The sequence below is a fragment of the Billgrantia endophytica genome (assembly GCF_002879615.1).
GTDB classification, from domain to species: Bacteria; Pseudomonadota; Gammaproteobacteria; order Pseudomonadales; family Halomonadaceae; genus Halomonas; species Halomonas endophytica.
The window spans coordinates 62714-80972 of record NZ_PNRF01000043.1; the positions used below are offsets into that span (position 1 = coordinate 62714).

16 protein-coding genes and 1 pseudogene are annotated in these 18259 nt (G+C 63.4%); 16 read left to right on the forward strand and 1 reads right to left on the reverse strand.

Going from position 1 to position 18259, the window contains the following annotated elements; translation table 11 throughout:
* Positions 1-4: 4 nt before the first annotated feature.
* Complete coding sequence (kduD, locus tag C1H69_RS20505; RefSeq protein ID WP_102655248.1) at positions 5-757, reverse strand: 2-dehydro-3-deoxy-D-gluconate 5-dehydrogenase KduD; 753 nt, start codon at positions 755-757, stop codon at positions 5-7.
* 303 nt (positions 758-1060) lie between these two features.
* On the opposite strand from kduD, the gene hppD reads away from it, so the two are divergent.
* The 16 genes and pseudogenes from hppD to C1H69_RS20585 all read left to right on the forward strand — a co-directional run.
* On the forward strand, positions 1061-2161 hold the full coding sequence (gene hppD / locus C1H69_RS20510; RefSeq protein ID WP_102655249.1) for a 4-hydroxyphenylpyruvate dioxygenase: 1101 nt from the start codon (positions 1061-1063) through the stop codon (positions 2159-2161).
* A gap of 161 nt (positions 2162-2322) precedes the next feature.
* Positions 2323-3783 carry a sodium-dependent transporter gene (locus C1H69_RS20515; RefSeq protein ID WP_102655250.1) on the forward strand — a complete coding sequence of 487 codons (1461 nt, stop codon included), beginning with the start codon at positions 2323-2325 and terminating at the stop codon, positions 3781-3783.
* Between the two features lie 190 nt (positions 3784-3973).
* On the forward strand, positions 3974-4336 hold the full coding sequence (locus C1H69_RS20520; RefSeq protein WP_422666918.1) for a septal ring lytic transglycosylase RlpA family protein: 363 nt from the start codon (positions 3974-3976) through the stop codon (positions 4334-4336).
* A 79-nt stretch (positions 4337-4415) separates the two neighbouring features.
* Positions 4416-6107 (forward strand): ATP-binding protein, encoded by a 1692-nt coding sequence (locus C1H69_RS20525; RefSeq protein WP_102655252.1) that lies wholly within the window; start codon positions 4416-4418, stop codon positions 6105-6107.
* Between the two features lie 39 nt (positions 6108-6146).
* Complete coding sequence (locus C1H69_RS20530; protein WP_102655253.1) at positions 6147-6893, forward strand: response regulator; 747 nt, start codon at positions 6147-6149, stop codon at positions 6891-6893.
* A 165-nt stretch (positions 6894-7058) separates the two neighbouring features.
* Positions 7059-8054: a tripartite tricarboxylate transporter substrate binding protein gene (locus tag C1H69_RS20535; protein WP_102655254.1), complete on the forward strand. Its 996-nt coding sequence runs from the start codon at positions 7059-7061 to the stop codon at positions 8052-8054.
* A gap of 116 nt (positions 8055-8170) precedes the next feature.
* Positions 8171-8653 carry a tripartite tricarboxylate transporter TctB family protein gene (locus C1H69_RS20540; RefSeq protein WP_102655255.1) on the forward strand — a complete coding sequence of 161 codons (483 nt, stop codon included), beginning with the start codon at positions 8171-8173 and terminating at the stop codon, positions 8651-8653.
* A gap of 55 nt (positions 8654-8708) precedes the next feature.
* Positions 8709-10208, forward strand: a complete 1500-nt coding sequence (locus tag C1H69_RS20545) for a tripartite tricarboxylate transporter permease (RefSeq protein ID WP_102655256.1) — start codon at positions 8709-8711, stop codon at positions 10206-10208.
* 407 nt (positions 10209-10615) lie between these two features.
* Entirely contained in the window at positions 10616-11914 is a 1299-nt protein-coding gene (urtA, locus tag C1H69_RS20550) for an urea ABC transporter substrate-binding protein (protein ID WP_102655257.1), read from the forward strand.
* A 206-nt stretch (positions 11915-12120) separates the two neighbouring features.
* On the forward strand, positions 12121-13662 hold the full coding sequence (gene urtB, locus C1H69_RS20555; protein ID WP_102655300.1) for an urea ABC transporter permease subunit UrtB: 1542 nt from the start codon (positions 12121-12123) through the stop codon (positions 13660-13662).
* 3 nt (positions 13663-13665) lie between these two features.
* On the forward strand, positions 13666-14796 hold the full coding sequence (urtC, locus tag C1H69_RS20560; RefSeq protein ID WP_102655258.1) for an urea ABC transporter permease subunit UrtC: 1131 nt from the start codon (positions 13666-13668) through the stop codon (positions 14794-14796).
* Entirely contained in the window at positions 14793-15638 is an 846-nt protein-coding gene (urtD, locus tag C1H69_RS20565) for an urea ABC transporter ATP-binding protein UrtD (protein WP_102655259.1), read from the forward strand. The genes urtC and urtD overlap by 4 nt, the downstream gene beginning before the upstream one ends.
* Positions 15632-16330, forward strand: coding sequence for an urea ABC transporter ATP-binding subunit UrtE (gene urtE, locus C1H69_RS20570; protein WP_102655260.1), 699 nt, complete (start codon positions 15632-15634; stop codon positions 16328-16330). The genes urtD and urtE overlap by 7 nt, the downstream gene beginning before the upstream one ends.
* 249 nt (positions 16331-16579) lie before the next feature.
* Entirely contained in the window at positions 16580-17473 is an 894-nt protein-coding gene (locus tag C1H69_RS20575) for an urease accessory protein UreD (RefSeq protein WP_102655261.1), read from the forward strand.
* 114 nt (positions 17474-17587) lie between these two features.
* A complete protein-coding gene (locus C1H69_RS20580; RefSeq protein ID WP_102655262.1) occupies positions 17588-17890 on the forward strand; it encodes an urease subunit gamma in 303 nt (100 codons plus the stop codon).
* 10 nt (positions 17891-17900) lie between these two features.
* Positions 17901-18206, forward strand: a pseudogene (locus C1H69_RS20585) (urease subunit beta); the annotation flags it as partial.
* Positions 18207-18259 lie beyond the last annotated feature (53 nt).

Genomic DNA, 18259 nt, shown 5'->3' on the forward strand with positions numbered 1-18259 from the left:
GGGCTCAGCGGGCCAACCAGCCGCCATCGACTGCCAGTGCATGGCCATTGACGTAGCCGGCAGCCGGTGAGCAGAGAAAGATCACGGCACCGGCGAGATCCTCCGGTTTGCCCCAGCGCCCGGCGGGAATGCGTGCGAGTATCTCGGCGCTGCGGACTTCGTCGTCACGCAGGGCCCGGGTGTTGTCGGTCACCATATAGCCGGGCGCGATGGCATTGACGGTAATGCCATGTGCCGCCCACTCGTTGGCAAGCAGCCGGGTCAGGCCGAGCAGGCCGCTCTTGCTGGCGGTATAAGAGGGCACGCGGATTCCGCCCTGGAACGAGAGCACCGAAGCGATGTTGACGATCCTGCCCGGAGCCTTGCGTTCGATCAGATGCCGCGCCACCTGCCGGGCCAGAAAGAAGGCTGCCTTCAGGTTGACGTCGACCACCGAATCCCAATCCTCCTCGGTGAACGTCAGAGCTGGGGCACGGCGTATCATTCCGGCATTGTTGACCAGGATGTCCAGTTTGCCGGTCCGGGCCAGCGCCCGCTCGACGATCGTCGTGGCGCTGTCACGACCGAGTTCCGCATCCACGTCGAAGAATCGCCTGCCCAAGGCCTCGATCCTGTCGCGTGTCTCGGTGGCGGGGGTACGGTTGACCCCGACCACGTCAGCGCCCGCTTCGGCCAGCGCCACTGCCATGGCATGCCCGAGCCCCTTGTTGCAGCCAGTGACCATGGCTACCTGACCTTCCAGGGAAAAACGTGTCATGCAAGGCTCCTCTCGATCGGGTGAGCGGCCGGTTGTCCATGGTGTGTAAAGCATGCGTTACGCGTTGTCAGGGAATCTCTCCACATCGAGGCCGCCCGTCTCTGGTCTATCCGACGTGTAAGGCCGGCTTTACGCGGGGGGACCATTTGAGAGTAGCGGGGGGAGACGGGGGTAGCCATGAGGGCGTTCCCGTGATGCTCGGCGGGCACTAGTCTGAGGGCACAAGGCACTGGGGGCGCCATTTGCGTGCCCACACCAGCCAGTGCCCACGACAAGAACGGCAACACATCCCTGGAGAACTCCATGAACGCACCCGCCAAGACCGTTGCTCCCATCAGCCAATCCAACCCTGTCGGCACCAATGGCTTCGAGTTCGTCGAATACAGTGCCCCCACCGCCCAGGGCATCGAGGAACTGCGTGCGCTGTTCAAGCGGATGGGCTTCACCGAGACCCGCAAGCACCGCTCCAAGGAGGTTTTCCTGTTTCAGCAGGAGAACGTCAACTTCGTGCTCAACGCCGAGCCGGGAAGCCACGCCGCCGAATTCGCCCGTGTGCATGGCCCCTGTGCCTGTGCCATGGCATGGAAGGTAGCCGATGCCAGGCAGGCCTTCGACTACGCCGTGGCCAATGGTGCCGAGCCCATGGAGAACCCGGTCGGTCCGGGTGAAGCGGGGATTCCCGCAGTGAAGGGGATCGGTGGCTCGCTGCTCTACTTCGTCGACCACAAGGTCGATGGCGAAGGCCGTACCCTCTATGACATCGACTTCGAATCCATTCCCGGCCGTTCGCCCAGGGACAACAGCGTGGGCCTCGATGTGCTCGACCACCTGACGCACAATGTCGACCGTGGGCAGATGGACGTTTGGGCCGACTTTTACACCAGCATTGCCAACTTCCGCGAGGTTCGCTACTTCGACATCGCCGGCAAGAAGACCGGTCTCTTCTCCCGGGCGATGACCGCGCCCTGTGGCAAGATGCACATCCCGATCAACGAGTCGGCCGACGACGACTCCCAGATCGCCGAATTCCTGCGGGAATACAACGGCGAGGGCATCCAGCACCTGGCCATGGCGACCGACGATATCTACGCCACCGTGCAGGCACTGAAGGCCAATGGCGTCACCTTCCTGAGCACACCGGATACCTATTACGAGAGGATCGACGACCGGGTGCCGAACCATGAGGAAAACGTCGAGGATCTGCGCGAGCTGAGCCTGCTGATCGATGGCGGCCCCGAGCAGGGCGTGCTGCTGCAGATCTTCACCGAAACGGTCATTGGCCCGATCTTCTTCGAGATCATCCAGCGCAAGGGCAACGACGGCTTCGGCGAGGGCAACTTCAAGGCCCTGTTCGAATCCATCGAGGAGGACCAGATCCGTCGTGGCGTACTCAAGGACGATTGATCGGCCAGAAGCCCCCCGCTCGAGGCGGGGGCTGTCGTTCGGCGTCAAGGCCAGGCTTTCAGACTGGTTGTTCGAAACCAAACAAGAAATATCGTTGCAGTGGCCAGAGTAGACCGGGCATATTACCGTGCGATGGATAAAGTCGCTCTCCCTGGTGATACATGACAACTGATCAACAACCTCGCGTTCAGTGGCTGGGCCGCTGGGGCTTCGTGCTGGCGGCTACCGGTTCGGCGGTCGGCCTGGGCAACATCTGGAAATTCCCCTACATCACGGGTGAACACGGCGGCGGCGCTTTCGTGCTGGTCTACCTTGCCTGCATTCTGGCGGTCGGCGTCCCGGTGATGATGACCGAGATCGCCCTCGGCCGGCGTGGACGTGGCAGCCCCGTCGACGCGGTGCGCCGGGTGGTAATGGAATCCGGCCGCTCGTCGGCCTGGTCATTGCTGGGTTGGATGGCCATGCTGTGCGGCTTCATGATCCTCTCGTTCTACGTGGTGGTGGCCGGCTGGTCGGTTTCCTATCTGTGGAAGTTGCTGACCGGAAGCCTGGCCGGATCCGGTGTCGACGACATGGTGGCCATCTTCGTCGCCAACAACGAGAACCCGCTCAACCTGGGCTTCTGGAGCACCCTGGTGACCCTTGCGACCATGCTGATCGTGGGCAAGGGGGTGCAGGCGGGAATCGAGCGCAGCGTCAGCTGGATGATGCCCGGCATGGTGCTGATGCTGCTGATGCTGATCGGCTACGGGGTCTTCTCCGGTGGCTTCGGGGAGGCCTGGCATTTCCTGTTCTCGTTCAATGCCGGCAGTCTTTCCAGCGACGGTATGCTGGTCGCGCTGGGACACGCCTTCTTCACCCTGTCGCTGGCTTCCGGTGCCATCCTGACCTATGGCAGCTACCTGCCGGCGCGTACCTCCATCGCCCGCACCACCTTCAGCGTGGCGATTGCCGATACCCTGGTGGCGCTGATGGCGGGCCTGGCGATTTTCCCGATCATCTTTGCCAACGGCATGGATCCGGGCGAAGGGCCGGGGCTGATCTTCATGAGTCTGCCGCTGGCCTTCCAGGCCATGCCGATGGGGACGCTGTTCGGCATCCTGTTCTTCGTGATGCTCTCCATGGCGGCGCTGACGTCTTCCATCTCCATGGTGGAGGCAACGGTTTCCTGGCTGTGCGACAACAAGGGGCTCTCGCGCCGTGCGGCTGCCTGGGGCACGGGGATCGTGCTGTGGTCGATCAGCACCCTGGCGATGCTGTCGTTCAACCTGGGAGCCGACTGGACGCTGGCCGGTCGACACGTCTTCGACTGGCTCGACTACCTGACCTCCCGCTGGATGATGCCCCTGGGTGGCCTGGGCATGGTGCTGCTGGCCGGCTTCGTGCTGAAAAGCGAGACCTTCCGTAGCGAGCTGGGGCTCGCGCCGCGCTGGCATGCGTTGTGGTTGTTCATGGTTCGCTATGTCAGCCCGCTGGGCATCCTGGTGATCTTCGTCGATGCGTTGGGTATCGCCCACGTCGAATTCGGCGCTCACTGGCCGTGGCTGCTGGCGGTACTGGTCGCCATGACCCTGATCGGCGAACTGGCCAGCCCGCGGCTTCGGCAGGCCCTGGCAGGCTGAACCCGTGGCGCAAGCCCATTGCTCGACTCCGATGGGCTTGCCCGTAGCCGGCGTTATCGCTAGTGTCGAATCGGATCAGGGCATGGGCGTGATCAGGGAGTCACTATCGATGGGCATTCGTCATGCCGCCGGGCTGTGCACGCGTCCTTCGGGCGCGGTACTGCTGCGTGGATTATTGCTGTTGACCGTTGTGGGCCTGCTGGCCGGTTGCGCCGGCAGGGATACACAGCAGACTGCCCGGGCCACCGCTCCGGCGGGGTGGGAGGGGGAAGAGGGCCAGGCGTCCTTCTATGCCGACCGCTACCAGGGAAGGCGCACTGCCAGCGGTGAGCGTTTCGACCAGCAGGCGCTTACCGCCGCGCACCGTACACTGCCTTTCGGCACGGAAGTCCGGGTCACGCGTCTGGACAACGGGCGGGAGGCCGTGGTGCGCGTGAATGATCGTGGACCTTTCGTTCGCGGTCGGATCATCGATCTTTCCCGGCGTGCCGCCGAAGAGCTCGATATGGTGCGCAGCGGCACGGCACCGGTGCGGCTGACCCCAGTGCGCTGATCGGCAGGATCGGGCGGGGCGGTGCCCCTTGTCTGGCAGCCATGCGACAATGCCATGACCGTCGCCAGTGAGACATGCCATGGCATCCCGCCATTCCCGTTCTGCCGCTGAAATACAGCGCCTGAAGCCGCCTCGACATCGTCGTGGATGGCTGAAAGGCAGTTTCCGCCTGCAGGTGATGCTGCTGGTGGGCGTGCTCCTGGCTGCCATGCTGCTGGCCCAGGGGGCCTACCTCAACCATCGCAAGGCCGAGATCATCAGTGACCAGATGGGCCAGCGTGCCCTGGCGGTAGCGCTGAGCGTGGCCAGTATCCCGGAACTGATCGCGGCGTTCGATGCGCCCGACCCCATGGCTACCATTCAGCCCATTGCCGAACGCATCCGCCGGGAGACCGGCGCTCGCTACGTCGTCGTGGGCAACACCGACAGCCTGCGCTATTCCCACCCGTTGCCCGAGCGTCTCGGCAAGCCGATGGTGGGCGGCGACAACGACCGGGCATTGCTGCACGGCGAATCCTATGTTTCCGAGGCGACAGGCTCGCTGGGCGATGCCGTGCGCGGCAAGACGCCGGTGTTCGATGGTGACGGCAACATCGTCGGCATCGTGTCGGTGGGCTTCATGCTCGATCGGGTCGCCCTGGACGTCGGAGAGCACACCAGCCTGGGGTGGTGGCTGGTGGGGCTGATGATCCTGCTTGGCTTCGCCGGGGCCTACGGTCTCTCGCGGCACCTCAAGAAGGTCATCCTGGGGCTCGAGCCCTATGAGATCGCGCGGCTGGCGATGGAGAAGGAGGCCATCCTGCAGTCGATCCATGAGGGGATACTGGCGGTGAATCGAGACGGCCAGATCACGCTGGTCAACCAGCAGGCGCGGCGTTTCCTGGGGCTGCCGCCGGCCCATGAAGTGCTGGGCCAGCCGATCCAGGACATCGTGCCCAACTCCCGCCTGCTGGAGGTGCTGGAACGTGGCGAGCAGCAGTTCGACCAGGACATGTGGCTGGGCGACCACCCGGTCGTGGTCAACCGGGTGCCGGTCAATCACGAAGGGGAGATCGAGGGAGCGGTGGCGACGTTTCGCAGTCGCCGCGAGATCGTCGAGCTTTCCAATGCCCTGAACGCGGCAAGCCGGGACGTGGACATGTTGCGTGCCCAGGCCCACGAGTTCTCCAACAAGCTCTACACCATCTCGGGCCTGCTTCAGCTCGGTCGTATCGACGAAGCCCTGGCGTTGATCCATCAGGAGAGCGAGCGGCAACAGGCCCAGATGACGTTCCTGATGAAGCACGTCGGCGATCCGGTGATCAGCGGTACGCTGCTCGGCAAGTTGACCCGGGCCCGCGAGCTGGGCGTCAGCCTGGAGATCGATGACCAGAGCTCACTGGCGGCGCCCCTGACCACGACGGGCCAGGAAGTGCTGATGACGGTCATCGGCAACCTGCTCGACAATGCCTGCCACGCGGCGCTGCAAAGCGACCGGCGCAACGAGGCGGAACCGCGGGTGAGGCTCTTCTTCACCGACCTGGGCGAACAACTGCTGGTCGAGGCAGAAGACAATGGGCCCGGGGTGCCGCCCGAGCACGTGGAAGCGATTTTTGAAGAGGGCTTCTCCACCAAGCCGGGCAAGCATCGAGGTATCGGCCTGGCGTTGGTCGGTCGGCTCTGCCGCGAGCATGGGGGGACCATTACCCTCGAAGAGAGCGAGCTGGGTGGCGCCTGTTTCACCGTGGCACTGGGCCGCTCGCTGTGTCGGGCCCTTGAAGAACCACAATAGCCACAAGACGATACCGCATGCATCGCGGGGGGAGGGGAGATGCAAGACCCGGGCTGTCTGCCTTTGGATTACGGAATCCTGATCGTCGAGGATGATTTTCGCATTGCCGAGATACACCGCGCCTTCATCGAGCGGAGTGAAGGCTTTCGCGTGATGGGCATGGCCAGAAGCGGTGCCGAGGCATGGGAACTGATGACGCGCCATGCCGACGCGATCCAGCTCGTGTTGCTGGATGCCTACCTGCCCGATGTCGAAGGCCTCGAACTGCTCTGGAGGCTGCGCCGAGACTTCCTTCACGTGGATATCGTCATGGTGACCGCCGCCCGGGAGGTGGAAACCATCGCCGAAGCGCTGCGTGGTGGAGTGTTCGATTACCTGATCAAGCCCGCCGAGGCCTCGCGCATGGCCCAGATGCTGACACGTTTTCGGCGCGAACGTGCCGCCCTGGCGGCACGTAGCGAGATGAGCCAGGAGGAACTGGACCATGCACTGGCAAGGCTGCGTCCGGAGGGCGTGTCGAGCGGCGGCATACGCACACTGCCCAAAGGGATCGACCGGCTGACGCTGCGGGCCGTGGTGGGGGCCCTGGAAAATGCCGACGCCCCGCTGGCTGCCATGCAGGTGGCGAGGGCCATGGGGGCAAGCCGTTCAACGGCGAGGCGTTATCTGGAGTTTCTGGTTTCTGTGCAGGTGGTAGGCGCTGAGCTGGGCTATGGTGATGTGGGTAGGCCCGAACGACGCTACCGGCTGTTGGGAGATGCCTCTCTCTGGTGCGAGGAGAGCTGACTCCCTGATGGACACTTGGCGAAGTGTCCAGGGCGTGGACAGAATGGACAAAATGCCCATAACGGACAATTTGTCTTTTATGTTCAGAAGCTTGTCGATACGAGCAGGGCTCTTTTAAGGTTCGGCGCGTGTCATCACAATAACACCCGAATATCGGAGAACGCCATGACTGCCAAGAACTCCCTCAAGCGCCTGACGCTGCTGGCCCTGCCGCTGGCTGCCGTTGCCGCCTCCACCGCCCATGCCGATGAATGGGCGCCGACCCGCTCCATCGAATACATTGCTCCGGCCAACCCCGGAGGCGGCTGGGATACGCTGGTCCGCACGACCGCCCGCGTCATTCAGGAAGAGGGGCTGGCCGAGCGGAACTTCGCTGCCATCAACGTCCCGGGTGGTGGTGGCGCAGTGGCCTGGGCACAAATCGCTCGCGACAGTGGCAATCCGCACAAGCTGTTCGCCGCCAGCCCGCCCATCATTCTGGTGCCACTGGCCGGCACCTCGCGCTACGACCATAGCGACTTCACGCCTATCGCGCGCCTGATCACCGACTACTCCATCGTGCTGGTGTCGGCGGATTCCGACTACGAGTCGCTCACCGACCTGGTCGAAGCCATTCGCGACAACCCCGGCCTCAGCGTTGGCGGCGGTAGTGCCCCGGGGTCGATGGATCATATCGCCATGGCTGGAATGGCCTCGGCGGCAGGTCTCAACGCTTCCGATATCAACTACGTGCCGTTTTCGGGCGGTGGCGAAGCGATGACCAACCTGATGGGGGGCCATGTCGAGGCGGTGATCACCGGTGCCGGCGAGGCTTCGGGCCAGCTTGAAGAAGGCAGCGATATCCGCGCTATCGGAGTCTCCGCCCCCGAGCGCATGGGCGGTGTGTTGGCCGACGTGCCGACCTATCAGGAGCAGGGCATCGACTACACCTTCGACATCTGGCGTGGCGTGATGGGTGCCCCCGACATGCCCGCCGAGGCGGTCGCCTACTATGAAGACCTGTTCGCGCAGATGCTCGAGACCGATGGCTGGGCGTCCGCTCGCGACCAGTTGGGCTGGATCGACGCTTACCAGGGCAGTGAAGAGTTCGGCGCCTTCCTCGACGAACAGAAGGAACAGTTCAGCGAAGTACTCAGCGAGCTGGGATTGCGGGGGGAATAACGCCAATACATCGGCGCTGTACGACAGGCATGGGCTTCGCATTGCGGGGCCCATGCTCCCCTGAATGCGACACTTGAGCTCTGGAACATTCGTTCCACGGCTTCGGGCGAATCCTGATGACACGACTCAATAGCAACCAGATACTGGGGCTGATCATTGCCCTGCTGGCGGTAGGCTATCTCGCGATGGCCTTCCAGATACCCGACTTCCCCCTGCCTCGGCCGATCGACTCGGACCTGTTCCCCAAGGTGCTGGGCTTCACTCTGTTCGGTCTGGCAGTGATGCTGTTCCTGGAAAAGCCCAAGGACCGGGACATACCCGACGAGATCGGTCCAGAGGAGCGGGCCAAGCCATTATTGCTGCGTCCCTGGTCCCGGGTCGTCATCACCTCGCTGGCTATCGTGGCCTATGCCCTGCTGCTCGTGCCGGTTGGCTTCGTGTTGACCTCGCTGGCGCTCTCCTTCGGCCTGGCCTGGTACTTCGGTTATCGCCGCCATGGCGTCAACCTGGCGACCTCGCTGGGGGTCGTGCTGTTGCTTTATCTGGCCATGACCCGTGGTATGGACGTTTATCTGCCACAGGGCATCTTGCCGTTCTGACCTGCCGCGACCGTGTCTGGCGCGTTCATCTTCGATCGCCAGCGAGAGAGATACTATGGATGCCTTCAATAACCTGATGTACGGCTTCGGCATAGCGCTCGAGCCGACCAATATCGCCTACGTCTTTATCGGGGTCTTTGCAGGAACCATCATCGGCATGCTGCCGGGACTGGGCCCGATCAGCGCCTTGGCACTGATGATACCCGTGACCTTCGCCATGGAACCCTCTTCGGGACTGATTCTGATGGCGGGTGTTTATTATGGTGCCATCTTCGGCGGCTCGACCTCGTCGATCCTGCTCAATGCACCGGGCGTGGCCGGAACGGTGGCCACTGCCTTCGATGGTTATCCCATGGCTCGCAAGGGGTTGGCGGGCAAGGCGTTGGCCATAGCGGCCTATGCCTCCTTCATCGGTGGCACCATTTCCGTCGTTTTCCTGATGCTGGTAGCACCGGTGCTGGGCAGGGTCGCGGTGAGTTTCGGCCCGGCAGAGTATTTTGCATTGATGGTGCTGGGCTTGACCGCCGTGGTCACGCTCTCCGACAAGTCGCTGGTCAAGGGCCTGATTGCCGCGGTGGTCGGCGTGATGATCTCGATCATGGGAATCGACCTGCAGACCGGCACCGAACGTTATACCTTCGGTACCACCCACCTGCTCGATGGCATCGACTTCCTGGTGGTGGCCTTGGGGGTTTTCGCCCTTGCCGAGGTCTTCTACATGCTGTTGCGCGGGGGGGGAGGCAAGGAGCAGCCGCGCAACGCTATCGGCTCGCTCAGGCTTTCCAGGAGTGAGATCAAGGAGATCGCTGGTCCTGTCGGCCGCAGCTCGGTCCTGGGGTTCTTCGTCGGCGTACTGCCGGGGGCGGGTGCCACCGTGGCATCGTTCCTTGGCTACAGTATGGAAAAACGCATCGCCAAGGATGGAGACACCTTCGGCAAGGGCAATATCAAGGGCCTGGCAGCGCCCGAAACGGCCAATAATGCGGCCTGTACCGGCTCCTTCGTGCCGCTCTTGATCCTGGGGGTACCCGGGTCGGGCACCACTGCCGTATTGCTTGGCGCACTGCTGGTGATGGGCGTCTCCCCGGGCCCGATGATGCTGGAGCAGCGCCCGGACGTCTTCTGGGGAGTCATCGCCAGCATGTACATCGGTAACATCATGCTGCTGGTGCTCAATCTGCCGCTGATTCCGCTGATTGCCAAGATCCTCGACATGCCGCGTCCGCTGCTGCTGTCGTTGATCCTGATCTTCTGCATGATCGGGGTGTACGGCACGAGCTTCAGCGTGTTCGACCTGCTGCTGCTGCTGGGTTTCGGCCTGCTGGGGCTCGGCATGCGGCTGTTCGGTTTCCCGGCGGCCCCGCTGATCCTCGCGTTGATCCTCGGCAACATCATGGAAGAATCCATGCGACGGGCGCTGCAGATATCCGGTGGTGATTGGTCGATCTTCATCGACAAGCCGATCTCGCTGGCCTTGCTGATCATTGCCGTGCTGTCGCTCTGTCTGCCGCTGGTCAAGAAGGTCATCTTGCAGGCCCGCCAGACGCGCGGCTGACCGCGTTATCGGCAGGTTGCCTGCCGCAGGGGCGCTGGTGCACACCCGCGCCCCTTTTTGTTCCTGGCGCACCTTGATTGTGCATGAGGCCAGCGGTTCCGGCGCATCGGATTGCACCGGGGCGGTGCGGTCACGGAAGGCTGAGTCGAGTGATACAAGCGCTCAACTCACCGAAAAATAATGGGAAAGAGGCTTTTTGGCCCGTGTGGCGCATCCCTTGCAAATGCTGATGGCTGAGACGCGTATCGAGCTGGTCGCCCCGGCCGGCGATACCACTGCCATCACAATGAAACCTTCCACGAAAAAGAAGGTGCAAGGAGTTGCATGTGAACGCTTCCCGACGCAAGGTCCCGTCCCGTTTCCTTTCACGGCCTCACGCTTCCAGGTCCCCCTCTTCACGCCGGCTGATGGCTGCACTGCTGTCTGCCACCGCTTTCGGCATCAGTGCCCAGGCGCTGGCCGACGACCCGATCAAGGTCGGTATCCTGCACTCGCTGTCGGGAACCATGGCGATCAGCGAATCGACGCTCAAGGACACCGTGGAAATGCTGATAGAGCAGCAGAACGAGCAGGGTGGTCTGCTCGGTCGCCAGCTCGAAGCCGTGGTGGTAGACCCCGCTTCCAACTGGCCGCTGTTCGCCGAGCGTGCCCGTGAACTGCTGTCGCAACACGAAGTCGACGTGGTCTTCGGTACCTGGACCTCGGTGTCGCGCAAGGCGGTTCTGCCGGTGTTCGAGGAGCTCAACGGCCTGCTGTTCTATCCGGTGCAGTACGAGGGGGAGGAGTCGTCCGAAAACGTCTTCTACACCGGCGCCGCGCCCAATCAGCAAGCGATTCCCGCCGTGGAATATCTGATCAACGAGGTGGGCATCGAGCGCTTCGTGCTGGCTGGCACCGACTACGTCTACCCGCGCACCACCAACCGCATCCTCGAGACCTTCCTCAAGGAAGAGCATGGCATCGCCGACGAGGACATCATGATCAACTACACGCCGTTCGGACATTCCGACTGGCAGAACATCGTGTCCGACATCCGCCGCTTCGGCAGCGAAGGCAAGCCGACCGCGGTGGTCTCGACCGTCAACGGCGACGCCAACGTGCCGTTCTATCGCGAGCTGGCCAACCAGGGCGTCGATGCCGCCGACATTCCGGTCATCGCCTTCTCGGTGGGTGAGCAGGAGCTTTCCGGCATCGATACCGGTCCGCTGGTCGGCCACCTGGCCGCGTGGAACTACTTCATGAGCGTCGATACCGACATCAACTATGACTTCATCGACGCCTGGATCGACTACACCGGCGATGAGGAAGCGGTGACCAACGACCCCATGGAAGCCCATTTCATCGGTTTCAACATGTGGGCCGAGGCGGTACGCAAGGCCGGTACCACCGACCCCGACGCGATCAAGGACGCGATCATCGGCGTGACCGTCCCCAACCTCACCGGTGGCTTTGCTGCGATGATGCCCAACCACCACATCACCAAGCCGGTGCTGATCGGCGAGGTCCAGGACAACGGCCAGTTCGACATCGTGTGGGAGACGCCGTCCACCGTGGCTGGCGATGCCTGGTCCGACTTCCTGCCCGGCTCGCGCGACCTGATGGCCGACTGGCAGGCGCCGATGCGCTGCGGCAACTTCAACGTCTCTACCGGGCGCTGCGGTGGCAGCACGGCGGCCGAGGAGGCCGAAGCCGCGCTGGCTGAATAAGCTCTCCTGATTGTCCCGCCGCGCCCAAGCGGCGGGATTCAGGCACGCCATCTCGTCCCTACCAGAGGAAAAGCCCGATGAGGAATTTTCCGTTGCCCCGGCCAGCGTCGGCCGAGGCAGGCCTCGGCGACGCCCACCGCCGGGCATGGCGTCGGCCCCTGACGCTGCTCGCCGGCCTGTTTGTCCTGCTGGGCACCTTGATCACCATGCCCACGGTACAGGCGCAGGATGCCGTCGCCATCGAACTGCTCGAAGCGCTGGACGTGTCGTCCTATCCCGCCAAGGGCGAGGCGATCACGGCGATCGCCGAAAGCGAGGACGAGCGTGCCCGCGATTGGCTGTCGGCACTGCTCGAGGGTCGCCTGCAACGCACCGACGAGGGGCGATTCGTCATCGTGCTCGACAACAGCGGGCGTGACTGGCCGGTCGCCGACGCCCTGAGTGGCGAGGCGCTGGGCACGATGTCGCGTCGAGATCTCGACCGCATCGGGATCAACAACGCCCTGCGCAACCAGCTGCGCAGCGTCATCGCGGTGGTCGATCTCTATGCGTCTGACGTGGGCTTGCGCCGCGCGTCCGCCGAGCGCCTGCTGGGTGAGGTGGACGCCGACCTGGCCGAGCCGCTGGCCGGCCTGATCGAACAGGAGGAAGATGCCCGCGTCAGGCAGCGCTTGACCCAGGCCCTGGCCATCCATCGCCTGGAGCAGGGCGACATTCTCGCCATCGAACACCTCGACGGCAGCCTGCACCCCCGCGTGCGGGTGGCGCTGGCTCGCGCGACGGCGGACAGTGACAACACCGAACTGGCCGACGCGGCCCAGACGGCGCTCAACAACATCGAACAGACACTGCGCCTCAATCGCGCCGCCGAAACCCTGTACTTCGGGCTCTCCATGGGGTCGGTGCTGATGCTGGCGGCCATCGGTCTGGCGATCACCTTCGGTGTGATGGGCGTGATCAACATGGCACATGGCGAATTGATCATGCTCGGTGCCTACAGCACCTGGATGATGCAGCAACTGTTTCCCGGACAGCCGGGGCTGGCGCTGCTGCTGTCGATCCCGGTCGGTTTCCTGGTCGCGGCGCTGGCCGGCATCGCCATCGAGCGTAGCGTCATCCAGTTTCTCAAGGGGCGGCCGCTGGAAACGCTGCTGGCCACCTTCGGTGTCAGCCTGATCCTGCAGCAACTGGTGCGCACCGCCATTTCACCGCTGAATCGTACCGTGGTCACTCCGGAATGGATGAGCGGTTCGCTGGTGATCAACGATGCCTTGTCGCTGACCCTGAATCGTATGTACGTGCTCGGCTTCTCGCTGCTGGTGTTCGCCGGCCTGCTGCTGATCATGCGCCGCACGCGGCTCGGACTGGAAGTGCGTGCGGTGACCCAGAACCGCGCGATGGCGCGTTCGATGGGCATTCGTGCCACCCGTGTCGACATCCTCACGTTTGCGCTGGGTTCCGGGGTGGCGGGGCTTGCCGGCGTGGCGCTGTCCCAGCTCACCAACGTCGGCCCCAACCTGGGGCAGAACTACATCATCGACTCGTTCATGGTCGTGGTGTTCGGCGGAGTGGGCAATCTGTGGGGCACCCTGGTGGCGGGCCTGTCCCTGGGGGTGATCAACCAGGTGCTGGAACCCTGGGCCGGGGCCGTGCTGGCCAAGATCATCGTGCTCGTCTTCATCATTCTGTTCATCCAGAAGCGCCCCCGCGGACTCTTTCCGCAGAAGGGCCGGGCGGCGGAGGGCTAACGCATGCAATGGCTTGGACGACCTTTCACCGAGCGTTCGACACTGATCTTCCTGGGCGTGCTGTTCAGCGCCCTGGTGCTGGTCACCGTGCTGCACGTGGCGGTACCCCAGGGGCATCCGCTGTACGTCTCGGCCTACACCGTGAACCTGCTGGGCAAGTATCTGGCCTATGCGCTGCTCGCCGTGGCGGTGGACCTGGTATGGGGCTATCTGGGCATCCTCAGTCTCGGGCATGGCGCGTTCTTCGCCCTGGGCGGCTATGCCATGGGCATGTACCTGATGCGGCAGATCGGCGACCGTGGGGTCTACGGGCACCCGGTGCTGCCGGACTTCATGGTGTTCCTCAACTGGGACTCGCTACCGTGGTACTGGCAGGGGTTCGACATGGCCTGGTTCGCCTTCCTGATGGTGCTGCTGGCGCCTGGCCTGCTGGCGCTGGTGTTCGGCTTCCTGGCATTTCGTTCGCGGGTCACCGGGGTCTATCTGTCGATCATCACCCAGGCGCTGACCTTCGCGCTGATGCTGGCTTTCTTCCGTAACGAGATGGGCTTCGGCGGCAACACCGGCTTGACCGACTTCCGTGACATGCTCGGCTTCGATCTACGTAGCAGCGATACCCGCCTGGGGCTATTCATCGCCACCGGCGTGGCATTGGCATTGGGTTACGTGCTATGCCGGGCGATCGTCACCAGCAAGCTGGGACGGGTGTGTGTGGCGACCCGCGACGCCGAGGCGCGTACGCGCTTTCTCGGTTATCGGGTCGAGCGTTTCCAGCTGTTCGTGTTCGTGGTCTCGGCAATGCTGGCCGGGCTTGCCGGTGCGCTTTACGTGCCCCAGGTCGGCATCATCAACCCCAGCGAGTTCGCGCCGCTGTTTTCCATCGAGATCGTGCTGTGGGTCGCCCTCGGCGGACGCGCCACGCTCTATGGTGCGGTGATCGGCGCGTTGCTGGTCAATTACGCCAAGACGGTATTCACCGGGGTGATGCCCGATGCCTGGCTGTTCGCACTGGGCGGGTTGTTCGTGCTGGTGACCGTGTTCCTGCCCAAGGGGGTCGCCGGAGTGTTGGCCTATCGCATCAGGCGTCGTCGACGGGACGGCGACCTCTCTGGCGGCAAGGAGGCTATGGCATGAGCCTCTTGAAATCCTTTTCCCGGCGCGACAAGGTCTTCGATTTCCTGGTTCCGGCGGAGTCGCCGGTGGACGTCCGGCACGGGCCGATCCTCTATCTGGAAGACGTCAGCGTCAGCTTCGACGGTTTCCGGGCGATCGATGCCCTGAACCTGACCATCGACGATGGCGAGTTGCGTTGCATCATCGGCCCCAACGGGGCCGGCAAGACCACCATGATGGACATCATCACCGGCAAGACCCGGCCGGATAGCGGCAAGGTATGGTTCGGCGCCAGGCACAACCTGCTGACCATGAACGAGCCGGAAATTGCCAGCCTCGGCATCGGGAGAAAATTCCAGAAGCCGACCGTCTTCGAGGCGCTGACGGTCTTCGAAAATCTGGAGCTGGCCATGTCGGCGGACAAGCGCATCCTGCCGACCCTGACCGCGGGAATGACGCCCGCGATTCGGGAGCGCATCGGGGAGGTACTGGAAACCACGGGCCTCACCGGGTTGATCCACCGCCCGGCTGGCATTCTGTCCCATGGGCAGAAGCAGTGGTTGGAGATCGGCATGCTGCTGATGCAGCGTCCGCGCCTGCTGCTCGTGGATGAGCCGGTGGCCGGCATGACCGAACAGGAGATGGAGCGGACCGCCGAACTCCTGACCAGCCTCGCCGGGAAGCAGTCGGTGGTGGTGGTGGAGCACGACATGGGATTCGTGCGCTCCATTGCCCGCAAGGTGACGGTGCTGCACCAGGGCAGCGTACTGGCCGAAGGCAGCATGGATCAGATATCCAGCGACCCGAAGGTGGTCGAGGTCTACCTGGGAGCCGATGTCGACGAGGAGGTGGTCCGATGCTGACCATCGACAAGCTCAATCACTACTACGGCGAAAGCCATACCCTATGGGATCTCGACCTGGAAGTGCCGGTGGGGCAGTGTACCTGCGTGATAGGCCGCAACGGGGTCGGCAAGACCACCCTGATGAAGGCCATCATGGGGGAAGAGCCGGTTGTCAGTGGGAGTATCCGTTATGCCGACGGGGTGGAACTGACTCGAAAGCGGATAGAGGAACGCCCCCGGCTGGGCATCGGATACGTACCCCAGGGGCGTCAGATCTTTCCGCTGCTGAGCGTGGAGGAGAACCTGCGCACAGGGCTCGCGGCCCGTCGCGATGGGAAGCGCAGCATCCCGGAACGAGTGTTCGAGCTGTTCCCGGTGCTCGCCGAGATGAGGCACCGTCGTGGCGGAGACCTGTCGGGTGGCCAGCAGCAGCAACTGGCCATCGGCCGGGCCCTGGTGATCGAGCCCAGACTGTTGATCCTCGATGAACCCGGGGAGGGTATCCAGCCCAATATCGTGTCGCTGATAGGTGGCGTGATTCGTAAATTGATCGCTGACGATGGCCTGACGGTACTGCTGGTGGAGCAGAAACTGCCCTTCGCCCGCAAGTACGCCGACCGGTTCGCGATAATGGACCGCGGCCGGCCGGTGGCCAAGGGGGTTATCGACGAGCTGTCGGATGCGCTGATAAGGGAACACCTGACAGTGTGACGTTCGCCATGGAAGATAGCGCATGTCCCGTGCTGGGCATGTGTGCACCAATATGGTTCCTGTACGTTTCTTGCGGTGCATATATGGTGCAAGGGTGGTTTTATGCGCACCAAAATGGTGTGCTAGTGGTATGCGCAGGAAACCCCGTTCCCGACTCAAGTCTCGGTAATTAAAGACATAGTCTTGTCGCTCACCATTCTGGTACAGGCATTGCTCTGTCATTGGTGACCCCAAGCACAAGGCTGGACGATGACGGCTTACCTGACCGCCATGGATACCGAACGAGGCCAAGGCTCCGGACATCGTTTCGATGCGGATCGGCATTGGGCGGCGTCACTGGAGCTGGGCTTCGATGACCACGCGGGTGTCACGCGCTTGAGCAGGGCGCGACATCAGGGACCGTTACGTGTCCAGCGGCCCTTCTATCCGGAGGGCAGACAGGGTGTCTGCCATCTCTATCTGTTGCATCCGCCGGGTGGCCTGGTCAGCGGCGACGCACTCACCATTTCCGCCCAGGTGGGGGAGCGCGCTCACGCCCTGTTGACCACTCCGGCGGCCAACAAGCTCTACAAGGCCGACAGTCACGGCGTGGCCTGGTCACAGCAGACCCGTCTCGATGTTGCAGATGACGCCGTTCTCGAATGGTTGCCCCAGGAGACCATCGCCTTCGATGGTTCGCGGGGCACGCAGGCGATGCGTATCGACCTGGCCGGTTCCGCGCGCTGCCTCGGTTGGGAGGTCATGGCCCTGGGACGGCCCGCCAGCGAGCTGCCTTATGTCTCGGGACGTATCGAGCAGCGCTTTTCCCTGGTTCGGGACGGCAAGCCGCTGTGGCTGGAGCGGCAACCCTTGGATCCGCTTCACCCGCGCTTTGCCGGGCGCTGGGGCCAGGGCGGTGCCACGGTGCAGGCCACGCTATGGGCCATAGGGCTATCCGATGAGCGCGCGGCGGTCGATGCACTGCGTGACGCTCTCGAGGCGAGCCCGCGCTGGGCGGTAACGGTTCGCCACGGCGTCCTGCTGCTGCGTTACCTGGGCGCCTCACGGAACGAGGCCTGGTCTCTCTGCCAGGGTGCCTGGGAATGCCTGCGCCCCTTGCTGGTCGGACGCAAGGCACATGTGCCGAGGATATGGTTGACGTGAACGATCCATCGCGGCTGAAGCCGCTCCTACGGGGGCGGTGAAAAGTGTGCGTAAGGAGCACCTTCAGGCCCGAAATAACGATGCCAGTGACCGATAACCGAAGAGGGAATTCTTATGGAACTGACCCCAAGAGACAAGGACAAGCTGCTGTTGTTCTCTGCGGCACAGCTGGCCGAGCGCCGCCGCGCTCGCGGGCTCAAGCTCAACTATCCCGAAGCGGTCGCGTTGATCAGTTTCGAGATCATGGAGGGCGCGCGTGACGGTCGTACGGTGGCCGAGCTGATGAGTGACGGGCGCGAGATACTGAGGCGTGACGATGTCATGGAAGGGGTGGCTGAGATGGTCGATGAGGTGCAGGTGGAGGCCACCTTCCCCGACGGCACCAAGTTAGTCACGGTACATAGCCCCATTGTTTGAGGAGGCCATGATGATTCCTGGCGAATACCAGCTCAAGAGTGGCGAGATCGAGCTCTGCGAAGGCCGCGAGCGGATCACCGTCGAGGTCGCCAATACCGGTGACCGGCCGATCCAGATCGGCTCGCACTACCACTTCGCCGAGGCCAATCCGGCGCTGACCTTCGATCGCGACAGGACGCGGGGCTTCCGTCTCGATGTGGCTGCCGGCACGGCGATCCGATTCGAGCCGGGGCAGAAACGCGAGGTGACGCTGATTCCCTTTGCCGGGACCCGTGAGATCTATGGCTTTCGCGGCGAGGTGATGGGCTCGCTGGAACTCTCCAAGGCGCCGCTCTCTACCGCGCCCGAAGCCGCGCGAACCACGCGAAC